The sequence below is a fragment of the Gilliamella sp. Nev5-1 genome (genome assembly GCF_001690895.1).
Classification (GTDB): domain Bacteria; phylum Pseudomonadota; class Gammaproteobacteria; order Enterobacterales; family Orbaceae; genus Gilliamella; species Gilliamella apicola_C.
This window is the reverse complement of record NZ_LZHO01000089.1, coordinates 48,410-71,210: the sequence shown is the minus strand read 5'-3', so window position 1 is coordinate 71,210 and position 22,801 is coordinate 48,410. Positions and strand designations below refer to the sequence as shown.

18 protein-coding genes are annotated in these 22,801 nt (G+C 37.1%); 10 read left to right on the top strand and 8 right to left on the bottom strand.

What is annotated here, in order from left to right:
- Positions 1–16: 16 nt before the first annotated feature.
- The 4 genes from nusA to truB all read left to right on the top strand — a co-directional run bounded on the left by nusA (position 17) and on the right by truB (position 5,553).
- Complete coding sequence (nusA, locus tag A9G41_RS12705) at positions 17–1,492, top strand: transcription termination factor NusA (RefSeq protein ID WP_065581947.1); 1,476 nt, start codon at positions 17–19, stop codon at positions 1,490–1,492.
- Positions 1,493–1,509: 17 nt separating this feature from the next.
- Positions 1,510–4,146 (top strand): translation initiation factor IF-2, encoded by a 2,637-nt coding sequence (gene infB / locus A9G41_RS12700; RefSeq protein ID WP_065581948.1) that lies wholly within the window; start codon positions 1,510–1,512, stop codon positions 4,144–4,146.
- 65 nt (positions 4,147–4,211) lie between these two features.
- A complete protein-coding gene (gene rbfA, locus A9G41_RS12695; protein WP_065566718.1) occupies positions 4,212–4,589 on the top strand; it encodes a 30S ribosome-binding factor RbfA in 378 nt (125 codons plus the stop codon).
- A 61-nt stretch (positions 4,590–4,650) separates the two neighbouring features.
- A complete protein-coding gene (gene truB, locus A9G41_RS12690; RefSeq protein ID WP_075539775.1) occupies positions 4,651–5,553 on the top strand; it encodes a tRNA pseudouridine(55) synthase TruB in 903 nt (300 codons plus the stop codon).
- A gap of 78 nt (positions 5,554–5,631) precedes the next feature.
- On the opposite strand, the gene A9G41_RS12685 is transcribed toward truB, so the two are convergent.
- The gene (locus tag A9G41_RS12685) at positions 5,632–6,678 is read right to left on the bottom strand and encodes a LacI family DNA-binding transcriptional regulator (RefSeq protein ID WP_065581950.1); all 1,047 of its coding nucleotides are present in this window, start codon (positions 6,676–6,678) and stop codon (positions 5,632–5,634) included.
- Between the two features lie 391 nt (positions 6,679–7,069).
- On the opposite strand from A9G41_RS12685, the gene A9G41_RS12680 reads away from it, so the two are divergent.
- The 4 genes from A9G41_RS12680 to dnaB all read left to right on the top strand — a co-directional run bounded on the left by A9G41_RS12680 (position 7,070) and on the right by dnaB (position 11,623).
- Positions 7,070–8,080, top strand: a complete 1,011-nt coding sequence (locus A9G41_RS12680; RefSeq protein WP_065581951.1) for a hypothetical protein — start codon at positions 7,070–7,072, stop codon at positions 8,078–8,080.
- Between the two features lie 266 nt (positions 8,081–8,346).
- A complete protein-coding gene (locus tag A9G41_RS12675) occupies positions 8,347–9,366 on the top strand; it encodes an aspartate-semialdehyde dehydrogenase (RefSeq protein WP_065581952.1) in 1,020 nt (339 codons plus the stop codon).
- Entirely contained in the window at positions 9,353–10,144 is a 792-nt protein-coding gene (gene truA, locus A9G41_RS12670) for a tRNA pseudouridine(38-40) synthase TruA (protein WP_065581953.1), read from the top strand. Before A9G41_RS12675 ends, truA begins: the two co-directional genes overlap by 14 nt.
- Positions 10,145–10,198: 54 nt before the next feature.
- Positions 10,199–11,623 carry a replicative DNA helicase gene (gene dnaB / locus A9G41_RS12665; protein ID WP_075539774.1) on the top strand — a complete coding sequence of 475 codons (1,425 nt, stop codon included), beginning with the start codon at positions 10,199–10,201 and terminating at the stop codon, positions 11,621–11,623.
- A 97-nt stretch (positions 11,624–11,720) separates the two neighbouring features.
- Here dnaB and A9G41_RS12660 read toward each other — a convergent pair whose 3' ends face one another.
- The 4 genes from A9G41_RS12660 to A9G41_RS12645 are packed head-to-tail and all read right to left on the bottom strand — an operon-like array spanning position 11,721 to position 15,237.
- Entirely contained in the window at positions 11,721–12,557 is an 837-nt protein-coding gene (locus tag A9G41_RS12660) for a metal ABC transporter permease (protein WP_065581954.1), read from the bottom strand.
- A complete protein-coding gene (locus tag A9G41_RS12655; RefSeq protein ID WP_065581955.1) occupies positions 12,554–13,420 on the bottom strand; it encodes a metal ABC transporter permease in 867 nt (288 codons plus the stop codon). The genes A9G41_RS12660 and A9G41_RS12655 overlap by 4 nt, the downstream gene beginning before the upstream one ends.
- 3 nt (positions 13,421–13,423) lie before the next feature.
- Entirely contained in the window at positions 13,424–14,317 is an 894-nt protein-coding gene (locus tag A9G41_RS12650; protein WP_065587879.1) for a manganese/iron ABC transporter ATP-binding protein, read from the bottom strand.
- Complete coding sequence (locus A9G41_RS12645) at positions 14,317–15,237, bottom strand: metal ABC transporter substrate-binding protein (protein ID WP_065566709.1); 921 nt, start codon at positions 15,235–15,237, stop codon at positions 14,317–14,319. The genes A9G41_RS12650 and A9G41_RS12645 overlap by 1 nt, the downstream gene beginning before the upstream one ends.
- 391 nt (positions 15,238–15,628) lie before the next feature.
- On the opposite strand from A9G41_RS12645, the gene A9G41_RS12640 reads away from it, so the two are divergent.
- Positions 15,629–16,555 carry an L-lactate dehydrogenase gene (locus A9G41_RS12640; protein WP_065581958.1) on the top strand — a complete coding sequence of 309 codons (927 nt, stop codon included), beginning with the start codon at positions 15,629–15,631 and terminating at the stop codon, positions 16,553–16,555.
- 130 nt (positions 16,556–16,685) lie between these two features.
- Here A9G41_RS12640 and A9G41_RS12635 read toward each other — a convergent pair whose 3' ends face one another.
- Complete coding sequence (locus tag A9G41_RS12635; protein WP_065653501.1) at positions 16,686–17,558, bottom strand: hypothetical protein; 873 nt, start codon at positions 17,556–17,558, stop codon at positions 16,686–16,688.
- 736 nt (positions 17,559–18,294) lie between these two features.
- Here A9G41_RS12635 and A9G41_RS12630 point away from each other — a divergent pair.
- Positions 18,295–19,194: an endonuclease/exonuclease/phosphatase family protein gene (locus tag A9G41_RS12630; protein WP_081302137.1), complete on the top strand. Its 900-nt coding sequence runs from the start codon at positions 18,295–18,297 to the stop codon at positions 19,192–19,194.
- Between the two features lie 165 nt (positions 19,195–19,359).
- Here A9G41_RS12630 and ilvA read toward each other — a convergent pair whose 3' ends face one another.
- Positions 19,360–20,901 (bottom strand): threonine ammonia-lyase, biosynthetic, encoded by a 1,542-nt coding sequence (ilvA, locus tag A9G41_RS12625; protein WP_065581960.1) that lies wholly within the window; start codon positions 20,899–20,901, stop codon positions 19,360–19,362.
- A 1-nt stretch (position 20,902) separates the two neighbouring features.
- A complete protein-coding gene (gene ilvD, locus A9G41_RS12620) occupies positions 20,903–22,753 on the bottom strand; it encodes a dihydroxy-acid dehydratase (protein ID WP_075539773.1) in 1,851 nt (616 codons plus the stop codon).
- Positions 22,754–22,801: the final 48 nt, after the last annotated feature.

The following is a 22,801-nucleotide window of genomic DNA, read 5'->3' as shown; positions in this document are numbered from 1 at the left end:
AGTACGGGTGTAAAGGATGAATAAAGAAATTTTAGCTGTTGTTGAAGCGGTATCAAACGAAAAAGCGCTTACGCGCGATAAAATTTTCGAAGCATTAGAAACCGCATTAGCAACGGCCACTAAAAAGAAGCACGCTGTTGATATTGATGTTATAGTAAAAATTGATCATAAAACAGGTGATTACGACACTTTCCGCCGTTGGCTTGTGGTTAATGAAGTTACGCAACCAACTAAAGAAATGACGTTGGATGCAGCACAATATGAAGATGCATCTGTCAAACTGGGTGATTATGTTGAAGAGCAAATTGAATCGGTAGCTTTTGACCGTATTACCACACAAACAGCGAAACAAGTCATTGTGCAAAAAGTACGTGAAGCTGAACGTGCCATGGTAATTGACATGTTTAGAAATCGTATTGGTGATATTGTGACTGGTATTGTCAAAAAAACCAATCGCGACAGTGTGATCCTAGATTTAGGCAATAATGCAGATGCCATGATGTCGCGTCATGATATGTTACCGCGTGAAAACTTCCGAATTGGTGACCGTGTACGTGGTATTTTATATCTAATTGAGCAAAACAATAAACCCGCACAACTTTGCGTTAGTCGTTCAAATCCAGAAATGATGGAAGAGCTATTCCGTATTGAAGTACCAGAAATTGGTGAAGAAATGATTGACATTAAAGGCGTGGCTCGTGATCCTGGTTCCCGTGCTAAAATTGCGGTGAGTAGTAATGACCGTCGTATTGACCCTGTCGGTGCTTGTGTGGGAATGCGTGGTGCACGAGTTCAAGCTGTTTCGAATGAATTTGGTGGTGAGCGTGTTGATATTGTTTTATGGGATGATAATCCAGCACAATATGTAATTAACGCCATGGCACCAGCTGATGTTGTTTCGATTGTTGTTGATGAAGATAAGCACACCATGGATGTAGCTGTCAATGCCGAAACTTTACCGCAGGCTATTGGTCGAAATGGTCAAAATATTCGTTTAGCTTCTCAGCTTACTGGTTGGACACTAAATGTGATGACTACCGAAGAGTTGCAAGAAAAACACCATGCAGAATCTTTTGCTGCAATCAATAATTTAATTAAACATCTTGATATTGATGAAGGACTTGCACAGTTATTAGTTGAAGAGGGCTTTACTTCGCTCGAAGAGCTTGCCTATGTGCCAGTTGACGAGTTGCTTGAAATTGATGAATTGGATGAAGATTTGGTTCAAGCATTGAGAAGCCGAGCAAAAGACGCATTGACAACAATGGCTCTAGCAAATAGTGGTGATAAACAACCTGCGCAAGATTTACTCGAATTGCCAGGTATGACACAAGAATTAGCCTATCAACTAGCGCAACATGACATCATTACTTTGGAAGATTTAGCAGAACAAGGTACCGATGATCTAAATGATATTGAAGGCTTAACAAGCGAACAAGCTGGCGATTTTATTATGGCTGCACGTAATATTTGTTGGTTTGCAGATGAATAATTGAGGGAAAGTAATACATGACCAAAGTATCAATCGAAACACTGGCTCAAGAGATAAACACTCCAGTGCAAACACTTTTGCAACAGTTTGCCGATGCAGGTATGAATAAATCAGCATCTGATACTGTGACACAAAAGGAAAAAGAAGCTTTGCTTGCTTATTTAAAACCTCAGCAAGGCCCAACAAAGTTAACATTGCAACGTAAAACGCACTCAACCTTAAATGTGTCGAGCGGTGGTGGCAAAAGCAAGGAAATCAAAGTAGAAGTTCGTAAAAAAAGAACTTTTGTCAAACGCGATCCAGCCGAAATTGCTGCAGAGCAAGAAAAGGCTCGTCTTGAAGCTGAGCAAAAAGCGAAGGAAGAAGCCGAATTAAAAGCCCGCAAAGAAGCTGAGGAAAAAGAAAAGAAAGCTGCGCAAGAAGCGAAAAAACGTGCTCAAGAAGAAAAAGCTAAAGCTGCGCAAGAACACTCAGTTGATCCAAAAGTGAAAAAAGCCCAAGAAGAAAAAGCACGTTTAGAGGCAGAAGCTAACGAAATTAAACGTAAAGCTGAAGAAGAAAATCGCCGAAAATTAGAGGAAGATGCTAAACGCATGGCAGAGGAAGCTCGTAAGCTAGCTGAACAATATAACGCTGTTGAAGATAATGATAATACCGAAGATGAAGATTATCATGTGACGACCTCTAAATACGCCAGAGCAGCTGAAGACGATACCGATCGTGAAGTTGAAAGTGCTCGTGGTCGAGGTCGTAACACTAAACAGACCAAGCAGAAAAAAGGTAGCAAATTATCAGAAGGTAAAGCAGAGCGAGAAGAAGCTCGCGCAGCAACACGTAGTGGTCATAAAAAGAAAGGCAAAAGTACCTTACAACAGGGCTTTAATAAACCAGTTCAAGCGGTTAATCGTGATGTTGTTATTGGTGAAACCATCACTGTGGCTGAACTAGCTAATAAGATGGCAGTAAAAGGTTCAGAAGTAATCAAAACTATGATGAAAATGGGTGCGATGGCAACCATCAATCAGGTCATTGATCAAGAGACAGCGCAACTTGTTGCTGAAGAAATGGGGCATAAAGTTGTTCTTCGTCGTGAAAATGAACTAGAAGAATTACTAATGAGTGATCGTGATACTGGTGCAGAAAAAGTCTCTCGTGCCCCTGTTGTAACCATTATGGGACACGTTGACCACGGGAAAACTTCATTACTTGATTATATTCGTAAAGCAAAAGTTGCTTCAGGCGAAGCGGGGGGGATCACTCAGCACATTGGTGCTTACCATGTGAAAACCGCTAATGGTGAAATTACGTTCTTAGATACTCCAGGTCATGCGGCTTTTACATCAATGCGTGCTCGTGGTGCTAAAGCAACTGATATAGTCGTGCTTGTTGTTGCAGCTGATGATGGCGTTATGCCACAAACCATTGAAGCTATCCAACATGCTAAAGCGGCAAATGTGCCAATGGTTGTTGCGGTAAACAAAATTGATAAACCAGAAGCCGATCCCGAGCGTGTAAAAGGTGAACTAGCCCAATATGGTGTCATGTCAGAAGATTGGGGCGGAGATACTCAGTTCGTTCATGTTTCGGCAAAAGCGGGAACTGGTATTGATCAACTTCTTGAAGCTATTTTATTACAAGCTGAAGTGCTTGAACTGACTGCATACGAATCAGGTATGGCAAGTGGCGTAGTTATTGAGTCGTTCCTTGATAAAGGTCGAGGCTCTGTTGCAACAGTACTTGTCCAATCAGGAACTTTACGTAAAGGCGACATTGTTCTTTGTGGCTTTGAATATGGGCGCATTCGAGCTATGCGCAATGAACTTGGTAAAGAAGTAACAGAAGCGGGCCCATCGATACCGGTTGAAATCCTCGGCTTGTCTGGTGTGCCATCTGCTGGTGATGAAGCCACCGTTGTACGTGACGAAAAGAAAGCGCGTGAAGTTGCTCTTTATCGACAAGGCAAATTCCGTGATGTAAAACTTGCTCGTCAGCAAAAAGCGAAACTTGAAAACATGTTTACTAACATGACAGAAGGCGATGTTTCTGAACTCAATATCGTATTAAAAGCGGACGTTCAAGGTTCTGCTGAAGCGATTTCTGACTCATTACTTAAACTTTCAACAGATGAAGTTAAAGTTAAAATTATCGGATCAGGAGTGGGGGGGATCACAGAAACTGATGCCTCTCTAGCTGCTGCATCAAATGCGATTATTTTGGGCTTTAATGTTCGTGCTGATGCATCCGCACGTAAAGTAATTGAATCAGAAAACTTAGATCTTCGTTACTATTCAGTAATTTATGATCTGATTGACGAAGTTAAACAAGCCATGAGCGGTATGCTTGCACCAGAATACAAACAAGAAATTATTGGTCTTGCTGAAGTGCGTGATGTATTTAAATCACCTAAATTTGGTGCAATTGCCGGTTGTATGGTAACCGAAGGTGTGGTTAAACGTCACAACCCAATTCGTGTTCTACGTGATAACGTGGTTATCTATGAAGGTGAACTCGAATCATTACGTCGCTTTAAAGATGATGTTAACGAAGTGCGTAACGGAACAGAATGTGGTATTGGTGTGCGTAACTACAACGATGTTCGTGTTGGCGATACGATTGAAGTCTTTGAAACTATCGAAATCAAACGTACGATCTAATTACAACATATTAATGTTATAAGCAAGGTTTAGCCTTGCTTATTCATTTTTTAAGGGAAATAGATATGGCAAAAGCATTTAATCGTTCATCTCGGGTTGGACATGAATTACAAAAAGAGATTGCAATTATCCTACAACGTGAAATTAAAGATCCACGTTTAGGCATGGTAACCGTTTCAGGTGTTGATATTTCGCGTGATCTTTCGTACGCTAAAGTTTTTGTGACGTTCTTAAATGATGATGATCCACAAGTTATCGAACAAGGTTTAACAGTCCTTAATGAAGCTAAAGGTTATATTCGTACCTTAATTGGCAAAGCTATGAGCTTGCGAATCATTCCTGAAATCAAATTCTTTTATGATGAGTCATTAGTTAAAGGTATGCAGATGTCGAGTTTGGTTGCGGATGTGATTAAACAAGATAATGAGCGTCACAAAGATTAATATTAAAAACAACCCTGATATTTGTCAAAATTTTCAGGTAAACATGTGTTTCAATATAAAAATGATGAATATAAAAAAAGCCCGCCGTGATATTCACGGCGTTTTGTTGCTAGATAAGTCACAAGGTATGACATCAAACGACGCACTGCAAAAGGTGAAAAAACTATTTAATGCCAAAAAAGCAGGGCATACAGGGGCACTTGATCCATTAGCGACAGGCATGCTGCCTATCTGTTTTGGTGAAGCGACCAAATTTTCACAGTATTTATTGGATTCAGACAAACGTTATCGAGTAATAGCTAAACTCGGCGAGCGTACTGATACCTCTGATGCTGATGGTCAAATTATTTGTAGCAAACCCGTTAACATAAGCGAGTCGCAAATTAATGAAGCATTAACGCATTTTCGCGGTGACATTTTACAAGTGCCAACCATGTTTTCGGCATTGAAATATCAAGGTAAACCACTTTACGAATATGCTCGCCAAGGTATTGTTATTGAGCGAGAGGCAAGACCTATTACCGTTTATGACAATCAATTTATCCAATTTGATACCATAAAAAACGAATTAACGTTAGAGATACATTGCTCTAAAGGAACCTATATTCGAACCATTATTGATGATTTAGGTGAGCTACTGGATTGTGGGGCACATGTTATTTATTTAAGACGATTACAAGTTGCCAATTACCCAATTGAAAAAATGGTCACTTTAGATGATTTACAAAATATGGTGTTGAAAGATGAGTTGCTAATGCCAATTGATAGCCCCTTACAAGATTGCCAAAAAGTGACATTAACTGATGAGCAAGGTAAAGACATTTTATTCGGGCGGAGTATTGAACTTGATAATAGCATACCAGTTGAAACGCAAGTAAGAATCTATCAAGGCAAACAATTTATTGGCGTAGGAACGCAACGATTTAGGCAACTGTCACCAAAACGCTTAGTATCAATCTCTTAATATACCATTGTATTGTATATAGTTTTTAGTGTTATTGGCTAAAACAAAGTTAGTAAAAAGACTATTTAAATGTATGGCTTAATAAAATATTGATTCAGCTTCAATAATATGGCATTGTTTGATTGTTTTCTTGTTATTGTGTATGCGTTTGCAAAGTAAAGTTGCAGACGCTTTCCCCATTTCATACAAAGGCTTATTTATTCGGCTTAACCTATCTAATTCATTATATTGCCTATTTTGTGAGTGACTAAGATAAGTAATGATTAATGGCTGCATAAGTTGAGCTTCACTTTCATTGGCCTGATGTAAAGCTCCTAAAACGACACTATAAGGCGATAGGTAATGTTGTTCGTTGTGGTAATTTTCATCCAAATAATTTAAATTTGTATTATCACAGCAGACAATAGCTGTTGGGGGATTATTACTATCGATTAGCCTTTTAATTGCTGATCTGCCATGCTCATAAGTAATGCAATTTGGAATAAGATAATTTGTATTAATCGTTATATTTTTTCTTAACAAAGCTTGTTTATAGCCTTGCAAAAAAAGTATGGAGCTATGATTATTGTTATCATTAAATAAAACTGCGATTTTAGTATGTGAATTATTTAGCAAATATTGCGTTATTTGGTAGCCAATGACTAAATGGTCAAAATAGACACATGCATAATTAAGCGAAAAATGATTAGCTAGGACAAAGGGCGGTAAGATTTTTTTAAAATGTCTTAATTCTGATAAATAGGGTGCATCATTAATGATTAAAATGCCTGCAAAATTGTTTTGATTAATATATTTAATTAAATAATAAATATCTTTTTTAGTTTGATAAGGAAAGCGAAAATAAAAAATGATATAACCTGCCTGTTTCAAGGTTTGTTCTAAACCACAATTTATTAAAGTTCGAGTGATAAATTGATTATCAAGTACAAGTATTTTATTTGAGCCATTAGCATTCATCGATGATTTAAAATTGTCATGAATGTCAATATTTAGTTCTTCAATGGCCTTATACACTTTAGATTGCGTCATTGGCGAGGTTAAATGGGGTTTATTTAAAACCCTTGATACTGAGGCTATTGATAAATTAGCTTGTTTTGCAATGGTTGATAGTGTGCTTTTTGCCATAATGAATAATCTTAAGTGATAACTATGGTTGATTACTTTAGCGGTAAGCTTCCAATTTGTAATCCGATAGCATTTATTTTTTGGATCTGTGTTCCAAAACATCCATCATAATTTATTTAATAAAGCTCAAATTAATATGTTTGATTGAAAATTATGGAAGCAACCATATTTTCACCTTAATACATGACCAAATAGAGTGTAATGTCAGCTTGGTAATTAAAAATATGAGTAAATAATTAATCAACAGCTAGGGATTAATGTATAGTGAATATAGCGTTAGTTATAGATATGGCATTGTGCACTATAAACAGATAAAGAGCGTGTTTTACTCAATTGACAAAAAATATATAATTGAATTACTTCGCTAATAATAAGGTAGTAATAATTATATATGAAACTAATACATTTCTTTAATGCAATGCTATTGATACTGAGTTTTTTTACTTATGGTCATACTCTTGATATTAATCCAAAATATCGTGGTGAGCCATTCTTTGCTAGGGTTGATTTATATCAATTAGAACAGGATTGTTTAAGGAACGAAGATGAATATCAAAAACTTGATAAAAAAGAAAAGATAAAATATAACAGTCGTTGCCCATTGCATAATTTAAAATTTGATTTTAAAAAATTAGATGATTTAATCAATGATAATTCTTTTGTTTATAATGGTAACGATTTTCAACTGAAATTGGGCATTGCTCTAGCTAACCCTGATAGCAAAAATCAAGAATATTTACCTAATTTAGGAAGAAATATTACATTATCTTTGATCAACAAAAATCAGGTAAGTGATAAACTATTATTAGCAAATAACGCTTTTTCTGATAATCCAGATCTTTGGCATGGTTTTCAATATTACTATATAGCACCAAGTGGCGATATTTATACATTATTGTCTATAAAATCAGAACCAGTAGAATCTCAGTCTGGAATATTTCCTCGATTGTGGAAACATTACAATATTGATACAAGTAATATGAAATTTATGCTTAAAGAAGTATTAATTGGAGCGCCAGAAGCAACTTACCAAATCATTTACCCAAATCAATTTAATACCTATTTTCATGAAGGCGCTGTTGAGTACGGTATAACATTAGAACAGTCAATTGAACTTTTTAATCAATTGCCTAATACTGGTTCTTCTGATTATAGCCTTGGTTTTAGAGTATATAATTATTATCAAGATCAGCTAAAAAAGAAAATAAAATTGCTTGATAACAAAAAACATCAGCAAGAATCGTTTTCACTGTTAAATGATAATATGAATAAAGCTTGTTTAACAACGCTAGCGCCAATTTACGAACGGGATATTGATCCTTATTTAAACAAAGTGTTGACTTGTTTAATTGAACAGCAACGACAAGCAATAAAACACATAGAAAGTGAATTAGCCAATTAGTATGGGAGGTAATAACCTATACTCATTGGTTATCATAAAATTTATTTGCAAAAGATACATTAGTTCATGCAGATTTGAATAAGACTAAATCATTGAAAGGTTAAAACAATAAAGTAAATTTAACACAATGAATTATTTATATATTTATATAAACTACTCGATAAGATATAATCATCTATTGCTACTACCAAATATCTTTTTCCGCTATATTGAACAATATAGTGGTATAATTATCGCTAAATTTTTTTATTAGTTGGGTTATAAATATGTCTGCATGGAATATTGCTATTGTTGGTGCGACAGGACAAGTGGGTTCTGCGCTAGTTGAATTATTACAACAACGTAGTTTACAAGAGAATAGTTTAAAAATTGACAACCTCTATTTAGTTGGTAGTGATAATAGTGCTGGCGAAGTTGTTCGTTATGCTGGCAAAAATTTAACTGTCACCGATAGCGCACAAATGGACTGGAGCCAGTGTCATTTTTCCTTTTTTGTGGCTAGCGCTAAAGTTAGTGAAAATTACGCGCAAATTGCGGCAGAATCGGGTTGTGTGGTTATTGATGCAAGTGGTTATTTTGCCGAGCAAGACCACATTCCATTAGTCGTGCCAAAAGTTAATAATAGTGTGTTAACCGAATATCGTAATGAAAACATTATAGCGGTAGCAAGTGCGACTGTATGCCAATTGTTGCGATGTGTTGCGTCTTTAACTGACATTGAATTATTAACTAATTTACATGCTACCAGTTTTATTCCTGCATCTTTGTATGGTAAGCCTGGTGTTGATGAGCTTGCTGGACAAAGTGCTCGTTTACTAAATGGTATGCCAGTTGATAATGAATTATTTGACAAACAATTGGCATTTAACTTATTACCTATATCGCACGAACATCATGACTCAATGTTAGGTGAAAAGTCACAAGTTAACCAAATTCGTAAAGTACTTAGTAATTATGATTTACCGGTCTCGATTGAGTCAGTTATTGTGCCGGTGTTTTATGGCGTGTCACAAGCCATTAATGTATCAAGCAGCTTGCCAATTGAATTAGATATGACCCGTTTTGGTGAGTTTGGTGTTGAGGTGCAAAACGATAACTTACCAACTCCGGTAACTGAAGTCAGCGCTGAATCAGAAAATCAGCTAACTATTAAATTATCGAATTTAAGACACAGTTATGGTCATTATGAACAAATTCAATTTTGGTCTGTTGCTGATAATATCCGTTATTTGGGTGCGCTAATGCTAATTGAGACACTTGAGATCCTCATTAATGACTACCTGTAAAATTGCTCTGGGTATTGAATATGATGGTAGTGATTACTTTGGCTGGCAACGGCAACGCGCTGTTGACTCCATCCAAGAGCGGCTGGAATCTGCGCTATCGATTATTGCTAATTCACCAATAAACGTATTTTGCGCTGGTCGAACCGATGCCGGTGTACATGCAACAGGGCAAGTTATTCATTTTGAAACCCAAACAGTGCGATCACCTAGTGCTTGGACAATGGGAGTTAATTCGCATTTACCTAATAATATTGCAGTGCGCTGGTCACAAATGGTTGATGATAACTTTCATGCTAGATTTAGCGCAACGGCTCGGCGTTACCGTTATGTGATCTATAATCACCGTTATAGACCGGCGATTTTAGCTAAAGGAGTATCACATTATTATTTGCCACTGGACGAAACCTTAATGCATCAAGCTGCACAATATTTATTAGGTGAAAATGATTTTACCTCGTTTAGAGCGGCGCAGTGTCAATCATTAACCCCATGGCGTAATATTCACCATATTGAAGTTTGGCGACAAGGTGAATATATTGTTGTTGATATTAAAGCCAATGCATTTGTTCACCACATGGTGCGCAATATTGTAGGCAGTTTACTTGAAGTAGGTGCTGGTAATAAGCATCCAAAATGGATTGATGAGTTATTACAAGCTAAAGACAGAACGCAAGCTGCTGCAACGGCAAAACCTGACGGGTTATACTTGGTTCAGGTGGATTACCCATCTGAATATCAAATACCAACACAGGATTTAGGCCCCTTGTTTCTAAAATAACTGATTAGATAAATTAGATTATTTAAAAATGAATGAATTAAAAAGATGAATGTAATGAACACTAATGAAACAAGCATAAACAAAGATTATAAAAATCAAGATACGAAAAAATCAAATCTGCACAATATCAAGCTTCCACCGCACTCAATCGAAGCTGAACAAGCGGTGCTGGGTAGCTTGATGCTTGATAATCAACGTTGGGATGCGGTATCTGAAATGATCACTGAGCGGGATTTTTACTCGCGTCATCATCAATTGATTTTTTCTGAAATGCATACCTTGGTCAGCAAAGGGACACCAATAGATTTAATTACCCTTTCAGAAAGTCTTGAAAGTAAAGACCTATTAGCCGATGTAGGTGGTTTTGCTTATTTGGCGGAGCTTTCTAAAAACACCCCAAGTGCGATTAATGTTGTTGCTTATAGCGATATTATTCGCCAACAAGCGATTTTGCGTGAATTAATTAGTGCATCAAATGATATTGCTGATAACTGTTATGCTACCGAAGGGCGCGATAGTACCGAAATTTTAGACTTGGCGGAAAGTAAAATCTTCCAAATTGCTGAAAGCCGGACTAAACAAGGCGAGGGTCCAAAAAGTATAACCGAAGTGTTAGAAGCAACGGTTGCTAAAATTGAAGAATTGTTCCAACGCCCGCATGATGGTGTGACAGGTGTTTCAACGGGTTATATTGATTTAGACAAAAAAACGGCAGGGTTACAGCGTTCCGATTTAATTATCATTGCGGCAAGGCCATCAATGGGTAAAACCACTTTTGCTATGAATTTGTGCGAAAATGCCGCACTAGAACAAGAAAAACCAGTATTAATATTCAGTTTAGAAATGCCTTCAGAACAAATCATGATGCGTATGCTAGCTTCGCTTTCACGTGTTGACCAAACGAAAATTCGAACAGGACAACTGCAAGATGATGATTGGGCAAGAATTTCAAGCACAATGGGACTATTGCTCGAAAAGAAAAATATCTATATTGATGACTCATCAGGTTTAACGCCAATGGAGTTACGCTCAAGAGCAAGACGTATTTATCGTGAACATAAAGGCTTAAGTATGATAATGGTTGATTACTTACAGCTTATGCGTGTACCGAATATTTCTGAAAATCGTACTTTAGAAATTGCTGAAATATCGCGTTCATTAAAAGCCTTGGCTAAAGAATTACAAGTTCCTGTTGTTGCGCTATCTCAGCTTAATCGTAGTTTGGAGCAACGTGCTGATAAAAGACCAGTTAACTCAGACTTACGTGAATCAGGATCGATCGAACAAGATGCCGATGTGATTATGTTTATCTATCGTGATGAGGTTTATAATGAAGCATCTGAACATAAAGGCATTGCAGAAATTATTTTAGGTAAACAGCGTAATGGTCCAATTGGTAAAGTACGATTAAAATTCCAAGGTCAATTTTCGCGTTTTGATAATTATGCTGATTCCAGTAAATATTTTGATGATGAATAACGATTAAACTTAATAAACATTAGGAGCAGCGTAAAAAATATAAAAGATATATTTTACGCTGTTATTTTTTGTTAAAACAACCACTTTAGAAACACGGTTAACGGTGAGTTTTTTTGCTAGCAATAAACTGATAAATTTGAGCAATCAAAAAGATAGTTGCTTGTAAAATAACAATGCAGGCACTGGTTGACGCATTAGCATAATAGCTTATTAAAGTACCCATAACAGTTGAAAATGCCGAAACCAATACGGCAACCATTAACATTCGTTCAAAGCGTTTTGTTAGCGAAAAAGCAATTATGCCTGGAGCGATTAGCATCGCAATCACTAAAATCATTCCAGCCACTTTCAGCGATCCTACAATAGTTAAAGCCAACACACTCAATAAACCATAATGCAGTAGCTTAACGGGCAGCCCAACAACTTTGGCTTGCACAGGATCGAAGCAGTAAAGCATGAGATCACGACGTTTAATAATAACTAAAATTGATACTATAACGGCAATGAAAATAATTTGTTTAAGTTCGTCATAACTCGTACCAAGCACATTACCAAATAAGATATGATTTAAATGTTGTGAAGTATCTACTTTTGAAAAAAGCACTAATCCAAAGGCAAACATGCCTGAAAAGACAATACCCATGACGGTATCTTCTTTTATTCGGCTATTTTCCTTAATGTAACCTGTTGCAACCGAGCAAAACAAGCCCGAAGCAAAAGCGCCTATGATGATGGGAATGCCAGCTAAATAGGCTAGCACAATGCCAGGTAAAACTGCATGCGAAACCGCATCGCCCATTAACGACCAGCCTTTTAACACTAAAAAACAAGATAGTAGGGCACACACAATACCGGTTGCTAACGAAGCGAAAATTGCGCGCTGAATAAGAGGAAGAGTAAGCGGATAATAGATATATTCCCAAAACTCTGTCATACCTGCCTCCTTTTATTTAAACGGCTTTGGTGTATCCTAAAGCGATTCACAATTAACCCTTGCTTTGGTGCAAATAAAAAGGCAGCAATAAAGATTAGCGTTTGCAATGTCACAATAACGCCACCAGTTTCGCCATTTAAAAAGTAACTGATCCAAGCGCCAATAGCACTTGTTATAGCGCCAATTAAAACTGAAATAATCAATAAGTGCGAAAATCGATTAGTCAATAAGTAAGCGGTTGCACCAGGTGTAACAACCATAGCAATTACTAAAATCGCTCCAACTGTTTGTAGTGCTGCAACGGTACAGGCGCTTAAAATGGTAAAAAATAGGATTTTTAACGGTAGTGGTTTTAATCCAATGGATCGGGCATGGGTTTCATCAAAAAAAACCACTAACAAATCTTTCCAAAAAAACAGTAATAAGATAAATGAAATTAAGATAATAATTTGGACTTGCCACATATCATTATCATCAATCCCAAGGATATTTCCAAATATAATGGTTTGAGCATTAACCGAGGTTGGGTTGAGCGAAATAATTAATAATCCAATCGCAAAAAAAGTTGAAAAAATAAAGCCAATAATGGCGTCTTCTTTTAATCGCGTAAAGGCACGAACTAAAGTAATGGCGAGCGCAGCAAGTAAACCAGTAAAAAAGGCGCCAATTGAATAAGGCAAGCACAGTGCATATGCGCCAGCAACACCTGGCACGACAGAATGCGAAAGCGCATCGCCCATCAGTGACCAACCTTTTAACATTAAAAAAGCCGATAAAAAAGCACAGGCAGCACCGACAATACTACTTACCCAAATTGCTTTTAACATAAAACCGTAGGTGAATGGTTCAAGTAACAGTTCCATTTATTATTGCCCTTTTGGTTCATTATCGTGAGGGTCAACCAGCAAATCTCGATGGGGTGAATCATGCTTACCTTCCCCATAAAAAATTGCAGCACGTTCATCGTCGGTTAAGATCGATACTTTACGAGGATCTTCATCTTCATGCAATTTATCGCCTGACAAGCTAAGATAACGCAATGCACCACCAAAAGTGGTCATTAAATTTTGTGGTGTAAAAGTGGTTTTCGTTGGACCAAAAGTCAAAACAGTTTGGTTAATTAATACCACTTGATCACAAAATTCAGGCACACTACCTAAGTTATGGGTTGAAACTAAAATTAAATGACCTTCTTTACGCAGATCTTTCAAAAGATCAATAATGGCATTTTCAGTTTTAACATCAACGCCAGTAAAAGGCTCGTCTAGCAATAGTACTTTGCCTTGTTGCGCTAAGGCGCGCGCTAAAAAAACGCGTTTTTTTTGTCCGCCAGAAAGTTCGCCAATTTGCCGATGTTTAAAATCCAACATATTAACTTTTTCAAGTGCCATATTGACTTGCTTTTGGTCTTCTTTACTTGGAATACGTAAAAAAGACATATGGCCGTATCGTCCCATCATCACCACGTCAGAAACTAACACAGGAAAATCCCAATCGACTTCTTCGGTTTGTGGCACATAGGCAATAATATTTTGCTTTAAGGCTTGTTTTACGGGGATATCATTAAAAGTTACCTTACCTCGGGTTGGGCGAACCATTCCCATAATACTCTTAAATAAAGTCGACTTTCCACTACCATTAACGCCGACTAAAGCACAGATAGTACCGCCATTTAAGCAAAAACTGGCATCATAAATTGCGGTGTGACCATTATTATAAGTCACGGTGATATCATCAACATTTAAGCAAATTTGAGTCATTATTGTTCGAATCCTTTAGCGATAGTTTCAACAGTCACTTTTAACAAATCAATATAAGTTGGCACGGGACCATTTTGTGTGGAAAGTGAATCAACATATAAAACTCCGCCATATTTAGCGCCCGTCTCTTTACTCACTTGTTTGGCGGGTTTGTCGGAAATGGTGCTTTCACTAAATATAACAGGAATACTATTTTTTCGTACAAGATCGATCAGGTTTTTAACTTGCTTTGGTGTGCCTTGTTGTTCTGCATTAATTGGCCATAAGTAAGCCTCTTTTAAATGATAATCTCTGGCTAAGTAACTAAACGCGCCTTCACTTGTCACTAACCAACGTTTGCTTTCAGGGATCTTCGCTAAACGTTCACGCAGTGGGGCATCAAGTGCTTTAATTTTGGCAATATAATCGGCAGCATTTTTATTATAAATTTCTGCATTTTTAGGGTCATATTTAACAAACGCAGCACGAATATTTTCAATATAGGTTAATGCAAGCGTCGGTGACATCCAAGCATGAGGGTTTGGATTCCCTTTATAACTACCTTCTTGAATTGGCATGGGCTCAATGCCCTCAGTGACGATAACTGACGGAACATGTTTTACATCTTCAAAAAAACGCTTAAACCATAGTTCTAAATTTAGCCCATTCCATAAAACTAAATCGGCTGAAAGCACTTTGGTAATATCTTGAGGTGTGGGATCGTATTCATGGATTTCAGCCCCTACTTTGGTAATAGATTCAACTATAGCTGCATCCCCAGCGATATTTTGCGCGATATCTTGAATCACAGTAAAAGTGGTAACCGCTTTGAATTTTTTTTCTTCTGCGTGAGCCGATTTAGACAGAGTGAGCAAAGCGATAAATGAAGTTAAAACAACCTTTAATAATGTTGTCTGTTTTTTAGATAATTTGAACTTCATTAGCGACTCCTTGGGATTAACAAATAATAAAATTGTCTAATTTTGTAAAAGTGATTCGTAAATCAAGAGCATTTTTAGTATTTGAATTAGTTGTATTACAAAACAAACATTAATGATAATTATTATCATTAACAAATGGAAGTCAAATTTTTAAAAAATCCACATTACTTATCGTCATTGATTACTAATAGAGCTATATTACTCGTTCATTCTATATAAAACTTAATTAAATAGTAGATACTTCCATCTATTTAAATAATAGCTAGAGCAAAAGATATAATTGATTAAATCACAACAATGTTGCTTTATTGAATATATCGAAAGGTATATTATTAAAAGAATCTTTATTGTTATACCTTACCTTATTTTTAAAATCAAGCGAGGGGTTAGTATGAAATTACGTAAAGTGATGATTATCGGTGTGGGGAATGTGGGCTCAACCACTGCTTATACCTTTGTTAACCGAGGCATTTGTGAAGAAATTGCGCTTGTTGATCTCAATAAAGAGTTAGCCTATGGGCATGCGCAAGATTTGTTAGATGCTGCGGCTTATCGACAAAATATGGTTAAAGTGAGTTTGCGTGAATCAACGGATTGTGCTGATATTGATATCGCAATTATTACTGTTACATCAGGCATTGCGCAAAAAAGTCGATCCGAAGAACTCGCTGGCACCTCCAAAATTGTTGCCAGTATCGTGCCTAATATGATGAAAAACGGCTTTAAAGGTATTTTTGTCATTGCGACTAACCCTTGTGATGCCATAACCTATCAAGTTTGGAAACTCTCTGGCTTACCACGCCACCGCGTGATTGGCACTGGGGTGTGGCTTGATACGGTGCGATTGCGTCGCTTATTGGGCGAACAAATGGATATTGGTCCGCAAAGCATCGACGCATTTATTGTTGGTGAACATGGTGATTCACAATTTCCGGTCTGGTCACATTCATCCGTTTATGGAATAAACCTTAATCATCTAGAAAAAAATAAAATTGATTTTGCAGCAATAGGAACGCAAGCAAGAAAAATGGGGTTTGAAATTGCTAACCGAAAGCACTGTACTGAATATGGTATTGCTAGCACCATCACCGAAATTTGCCAGCACATATTCACTAATAGCCACCGTGCATTAGCACTTAGCTGTGTTTTAAATGGAGAATATGGTTATAAAAATGTCGCTATTGGTGTGCCTGCTATTTTAGATCAGCATGGAATAAAAAAAGTCATTGAACTTGATTTTACTGACAACGAAAAACAACTCTTTGAAAAAAGTATCAATATTGTAAAAGGGTATATTGATCATATCAAATTACCGTAGCAGCACTTATTTTTATTATTGCTCAATTAGAGTACTTGCTTATCGTCATCCATTCGTAGCGAAATTCTCATTCACGCCACGAATAGGAGGGAATTGTGATCATAAAATAAATAGATTTAGATCATAATGACTAATCTTTTAAGATGATGTTAAGTTGGTTTTCAAGTTTGTAGTATTCAGCATCACTTAAAAAGTGATAATGAGTATTTCTAATATAGTGAGCAATCTTTTTATAGGTATCCAGGTTTTCGGATACTGGATAACAAGCAATATAATCATTAAAAGCTGCAACATCAGCAATATCTGCAAGCTGTGTTTTTATAAGTTGGTTTAAATAGTTTTTAAGGTCAAGGGTTTGGCAGTTTGGCGCATGTTCTTCTCGCCAAAATTGATTGTTTTTAAACTGGTAAGTTAAATTTATATCTTTTTCACGATGATAATTATTATCCTTAACATCAATAAAATACGGCAATGAATAATGGCTTTTTATATAGACATGAAATAAATTATCGAGAGCTAAAGCCGAATACAAAAACATATGATCTTCATGCCCAGTTTTCCCAGTTAAAATAAGCTCATCTAAATATTTTCCATTTTCATCAAAAGCATTTAATATAGTCAAATCTTCCATAATTCCTTCACCTTCACTATCAAAGGTAAAGCGATAGATCACAAATCGAATATTATCAATTTCAAAGCGTCCAATAGCGGTAAGCTTTTCTAAAGTAAAATAACGTCGTTCCTTATCAGAAGAATTATCATAATAACGATAATCTTCGTCATTAAAATGAAAAAACTTGCTATCTACAAATTTACCTTTCGCCAAAGCATGAGTATCAAATGGTAAGGTTAAGATGGGTAAACTTTGGTAAAAATCATCAAAAGTATCAAAGTGCTCTCTATGTTTATATTGAGATGATGCTTTTTGGGTATCGGCTAAAGAATAATGAGCATTAAACCAGTTAAATAACAATAGTGCTAATAACAATATTAATTTTTGCATGGCAAACGGTTTTCCAAGTTAATTTTTTTACCCGAAGGATATTACACGGTTTTTCTTATTTTAATATTGATTATATCAATGACTTGCATAATATAGTGTTAATAAAAGCAATTGCAAGCAGTGTATAACGTATAACCATTGATTGACATTGGGCAAGTGGTGCTTTCAATGTAAGCAGCATATTATGGTAAGCCTAGCGGAAAGTAGTGTTGATTCTCGCTGGAATGATGGCAATGGGTATTCCATATGTACCTAACCCTAACGTTGAGTATTGATAAAATACCCTAAGTTTGCAAAAAGTAATATAAAGTGAGTTTAAGTCAAGCAAGTAAAGCATCCTGTAGTAAGGTGGCGATTGAATTATGCTCCTTTAGTTAAAGGCTTTTGTAATAGCAATAAAAACGATTTTTAATCAAGAAGTTAACTTTAGTACTATGGATAAAAATCACGTTAAAAACACCAAGAAAAAAATTCAATAAAATCAATGGGTTTTCTGAACTGTTTTTAAATACAAAAATATGCTTATTTCTAAAGCGTCTAACCTTTATAAATCTTAGCAAAAAAGTAGCGGTGCTATTAATTAACATTAAGCAAGTAAAAAGCTGCTAGCCGCTATATAGCAATTATTTCGATAAATTATATGACCCATATCACATAAATTATAAAAAAAGATTTGTTGGATACTAAATCAATATAATATCTATTGAATAGGTAAAGAAAAGGAAGGAATATTGTTATGAATAAAAGTAAATTAAAATTTGCCGCGATTATAAGTGGTATAATGCTCAGTACTTCAACGGCTTTTGCTGCACTTGATGATGTAAAACAATTAAAGATGATTAGCTATAATGCCTATAATGGCATGCAATTAGATCAATCAGAAGGAAAACAAAAGTTTATTCAATGGGCAAAAGCACAAGATGCCGATATTATTGCTTGGCAAGAAATGAATTTTTTTACTCGTGAAAAGCTTGAGAAATTTGCTGCCAGTTATGGACATAAATATGCTGTATTATTGAAAGAATCCCCCAAGGATGCTGCATTTTTCCCTGTTGCAATTACATCAAAATACCCAATTATTAATGTAAATAAAGTGATTGATAATATGTGGCATGGTGCTTTATATGCTGATATTGGCAAATATCATTTTGTTGTTACGCATATGAACCCATTTTGGACAGCAAAAAGAATAGATGAAATAAATCTTATTATTGATTCAATAAAATATAGCCATGATCCTCATGGCAAATGGATTATAGCGGGAGATTTAAATTCATTTTCACCTGCGGATAAAACCGAATATGACAAAAGTAATTTGCTTGAAGATATAAAAGAAAAACAAAAAAAGCGCCCAATTTTAGAAAACCTAGTTGATGGTCAGTTAAGTTATACCGTTCAGCAAAATCTTTTAGATGCTGGGTTTATTGATGCTTTGAAGTTAAAAAATAAAAATTTTGTTGCTACCGCGCCAACTAAAGTGTTTTATGATCAAGCATCAACACCATTACGCTATGATTATATTTATATTTCACCAATGCTTAAAAATGATGTCATGGATGTAAAAGTGTTAAAAGATGAGTTTACCGATAACTATTCTGATCACTACCCAGTACAAATGATTATAAAGAATAATTAGTTTTACATTAACCTTAACATAAAACTTTTTAATATAGTGCCGTTTTTTAGCTATCTTATTTTTGCTTATTGAACAATAACGAGCTTAGTTGTTTTGCCTTTATTTTAGCGAATAGCTTTGGCTAAATCACTATCCGACTTGATGGGGGGATAGTGATTATTGATTTTAATCTTGATTGATCAAAAATAGCTTAAGTGATGGATTATGCGTTTCGTTGTGAAAGCCATAACCCAGCTCGGCTAGGTGTTGATTGAATTGGTTAATGGTTGATTCGTCGATTTCGAATGCAGCAAGCACACGTCCGTAATCGGTGCCATGGCTACGATAATGGAACATTGAGATATTCCAATTGGTACCTAGCATTTGTAAAAATTTAAGTAATGCACCTTGTGATTCTGGAAATTCAAAACTGTAAACTTGCTCTTGAATAGGCTTGCAAGGTTTGCCACCAATCATGTAGCGCACATGTAGTTTTGCCATCTCATCTTCGGTTAAATCTACAACGGCATAATTTGCTGCAGTTAATTCTTGTATGATTTCGTCCTTTTCATTGCTTTGGGCAATTTTTACACCAACAAAAACACAAGCCGATTGGTCATCGTGATAGCGGTAATTAAATTCGGTTACCACCCGCCCACCTAGTAATTGGCAAAATTTTAAAAAACTGCCTTTCTTTTCGGGAATGGTGACTGCGAAAAGCGCTTCTCGTTTTTCACCTAGCTCACAACGCTCTGATACATAACGTAAATTGTGGAAGTTTAAATTAGCACCAGATAGTATATGCGCAAGGTTTTCACCACAGATGTTATGTTGATCTACATATTTTTTTAAACCAGCAAGAGCCACAGCGCCAGAGGGCTCGGCGATTGCCCGCACGTCATCAAATAAGTCTTTAACAGCAGCGCAAATTTCATCACTATCAACGGTGATGATGTCATCAATATATTGTTGACAAAGTCTAAATGTTTCATCGCCAATTCTTTTAACAGCGACACCTTCAGCAAATAGCCCAACACGTCTTAAATCAACGGGCTTACCTGCATCAAGTGCGGCCTTTAAGCAAGCGGCATCGGCTGGCTCAACGGCGATGACTTTTATTGTTGGCATGATTTGTTTAATTAATACCGCAATACCAGCAGCAAGCCCTCCACCGCCAACAGGTACAAAGATGCGATCAAGTTTAGCATTTTGTTGTAATAACTCCATGGCTATACTGCCTTGTCCTGCAATGACGAGTGGATGATCAAATGGTGGAATAAAAATGCGGTTTTGTTGGTTGGCAAGCTCCATTGCTTTGGTTTTGGCTTCGTCAAAATTGGCACCATAAAGGAGTACTTCACCACCAAAACTTTTAACGGCCTCGACTTTTATATCGGCGGTGGTTAATGGCATTACGATTAATGAATTTATACCAAGCTTACTTGCCGAAAATGCAACGCCTTGAGCATGATTACCTGCTGATGCAGCAATAACACCGCATTGGCGTTCTTCTTCGCTCAGGCTAGCTATCATGGCTTGGGCGCCACGAATTTTAAAGCTGTGGACTAATTGGCGATCTTCTCGTTTTACAAAAATTTGGTTTTTTAATCTGGTTGAGATTTTTTCCATTTTTTCAAGAGGCGTGACATCGGCCACATCGTATACGGCGCTACATAGTGTTGCTTTTAAGTAATCGGCACCAGTGAGCTTGTTGTTGTGTTGTTTCATATTAACCCCCTAGTTTGCTTTTATCACGAACAGCGCCTTTATCGGCACTCGTCGCTAAACTGGCGTAAGCTTTAAGCGCGTATGATACATAGCGATTGCGGTTATGCGGAGTAAAGGCTTTGTCGCCACGGGCAAGTTCGGCTACGCGACGGCGCTCAAGTTCATCAGCAGGCACATCTAATACTAATTTGCGATTTGGGATATCAATATCAATCATGTCGCCATCTCGTACCAGAGCGATTAATCCACCATTTGCCGCTTCTGGCGAGATATGACCAATGGATAAGCCCGATGAACCACCCGAAAATCTGCCATCGGTAATTAGTGCACAGGATTTGCCAAGCCCCATTGATTTTAAGTAGCTTGTTGGGTAGAGCATTTCTTGCATACCAGGTCCCCCTTTTGGACCTTCGTAAATAATGACAACCACATCGCCAGCTACGACTTTGCCACCTAAAATCGCATCAACGGCGTCTTCTTGGCTTTCAAACACTTTTGCTGGTCCTTTAAAAATGAGATTTTCAGCGGCAACCCCTGCGGTTTTTACAATAGCGCCATCAAGCGCAACGTTACCATAGAGTGTGGCAAGCCCGCCATCTTGGCTATAGGCATGCGCTTTGTTACGAATGCAACCATTTTGGCGATCATCATCAAGCGTATCCCAGTAGCAATCTTGTGAAAATGCTTTGGTGGTTCGAATGCCAGCAGGTCCACTACGATACATTTTTTTTATGGATTCATCGGTGGTTTGTGTGATGTCATATTTAGCAAAAGTTTCCTCTAACGAAAGCCCAAGTACATTATGAACATTACGGTTGAGTAACCCGGCTTTGTTTAATTCTGACATAATAGCTACAACGCCACCCGCACGGTGCACATCTTCCATATGATATAATTGCGTGCTTGGTGCCACTTTACATAAGTGAGGGACTTTGCGTGATAGTCTGTCAATGTCAGACATGGTAAAGTCAATTTCGCCTTCTTGCGCAGTTGCCAATAAATGTAATACTGTATTGGTTGAACCGCCCATGGCTATGTCAAGTGACATGGCGTTTTCGTATGCGGCTTTGGTGGCAATGGAACGAGGAAGATAAGATTCATCATCTTGTTCATAATAACGTTTGGTGATTTCAACAATACGTTTAGCTGCGTTTAAAAAGAGTTGCTCACGTTGTTTGTGTGTCGCAACCAGCGAGCCATTACCAGGTAGTGAAAGCCCTAAAGCTTCGGTTAAGCAGTTCATGGAATTGGCGGTAAACATGCCGGAGCAAGAGCCACAGGTAGGGCAGGCTGACTCTTCAATGGCTTTGCTATCCTCATCGCTAACATTGGGATTGGCACTTTGGATCATGGCATCGACTAAGTCTAATTTGATGATTTGGTCAGATAATTTGGTTTTACCAGCCTCCATTGGTCCACCTGATACAAATACCGTTGGAATATTTAAGCGAAGTGAGGCCATTAACATACCCGGCGTGATTTTGTCGCAGTTTGAAATGCAGATCATGGCGTCAGCACAATGTGCGTTAACCATATATTCCACTGAATCAGCAATCAGTTCCCGTGATGGTAAGGAGTAAAGCATCCCACCATGCCCCATAGCGATGCCATCATCAACGGCAATAGTATTAAATTCTTTGGCAATGCCACCAGATGCTTCAATTTGCTTGGCGACCAGTTGTCCAATATCTTTTAAATGGACATGCCCAGGTACAAATTGTGTGAATGAGTTAACCACCGCAATGATGGGTTTACCAAAGTCTTCATTTTTAACGCCAGTTGCACGCCATAATGCGCGGGCGCCAGCCATATTTCGACCTTCGATCGAGGTTGCTGAACGATATTTAGGCATTTCTTGCTCCCAATTTTTATGCAAGTAACCGTGTGTAACGGTTTATAG

What these genes read in the sequence shown, in the direction of transcription:
- nusA (WP_065581947.1), top strand. Translation starts at nt 17, where the DNA reads ATGAATAAAGAAATTTTAGCTGTTGTTGAAGCGGTATCAAACGAAAAA.
- infB (WP_065581948.1), top strand. Translation starts at nt 1,510, where the DNA reads ATGACCAAAGTATCAATCGAAACACTGGCTCAAGAGATAAACACTCCA.
- rbfA (WP_065566718.1), top strand. Translation starts at nt 4,212, where the DNA reads ATGGCAAAAGCATTTAATCGTTCATCTCGGGTTGGACATGAATTACAA.
- truB (WP_075539775.1), top strand. Translation starts at nt 4,651, where the DNA reads ATGATGAATATAAAAAAAGCCCGCCGTGATATTCACGGCGTTTTGTTG.
- A9G41_RS12685 (WP_065581950.1), bottom strand. Translation starts at nt 6,678, where the DNA reads ATGGCAAAAAGCACACTATCAACCATTGCAAAACAAGCTAATTTATCA.
- A9G41_RS12680 (WP_065581951.1), top strand. Translation starts at nt 7,070, where the DNA reads ATGAAACTAATACATTTCTTTAATGCAATGCTATTGATACTGAGTTTT.
- A9G41_RS12675 (WP_065581952.1), top strand. Translation starts at nt 8,347, where the DNA reads ATGTCTGCATGGAATATTGCTATTGTTGGTGCGACAGGACAAGTGGGT.
- truA (WP_065581953.1), top strand. Translation starts at nt 9,353, where the DNA reads ATGACTACCTGTAAAATTGCTCTGGGTATTGAATATGATGGTAGTGAT.
- dnaB (WP_075539774.1), top strand. Translation starts at nt 10,199, where the DNA reads ATGAACACTAATGAAACAAGCATAAACAAAGATTATAAAAATCAAGAT.
- A9G41_RS12660 (WP_065581954.1), bottom strand. Translation starts at nt 12,557, where the DNA reads ATGACAGAGTTTTGGGAATATATCTATTATCCGCTTACTCTTCCTCTT.
- A9G41_RS12655 (WP_065581955.1), bottom strand. Translation starts at nt 13,420, where the DNA reads ATGGAACTGTTACTTGAACCATTCACCTACGGTTTTATGTTAAAAGCA.
- A9G41_RS12650 (WP_065587879.1), bottom strand. Translation starts at nt 14,317, where the DNA reads ATGACTCAAATTTGCTTAAATGTTGATGATATCACCGTGACTTATAAT.
- A9G41_RS12645 (WP_065566709.1), bottom strand. Translation starts at nt 15,237, where the DNA reads ATGAAGTTCAAATTATCTAAAAAACAGACAACATTATTAAAGGTTGTT.
- A9G41_RS12640 (WP_065581958.1), top strand. Translation starts at nt 15,629, where the DNA reads ATGAAATTACGTAAAGTGATGATTATCGGTGTGGGGAATGTGGGCTCA.
- A9G41_RS12635 (WP_065653501.1), bottom strand. Translation starts at nt 17,558, where the DNA reads ATGCAAAAATTAATATTGTTATTAGCACTATTGTTATTTAACTGGTTT.
- A9G41_RS12630 (WP_081302137.1), top strand. Translation starts at nt 18,295, where the DNA reads ATGAATAAAAGTAAATTAAAATTTGCCGCGATTATAAGTGGTATAATG.
- ilvA (WP_065581960.1), bottom strand. Translation starts at nt 20,901, where the DNA reads ATGAAACAACACAACAACAAGCTCACTGGTGCCGATTACTTAAAAGCA.
- ilvD (WP_075539773.1), bottom strand. Translation starts at nt 22,753, where the DNA reads ATGCCTAAATATCGTTCAGCAACCTCGATCGAAGGTCGAAATATGGCT.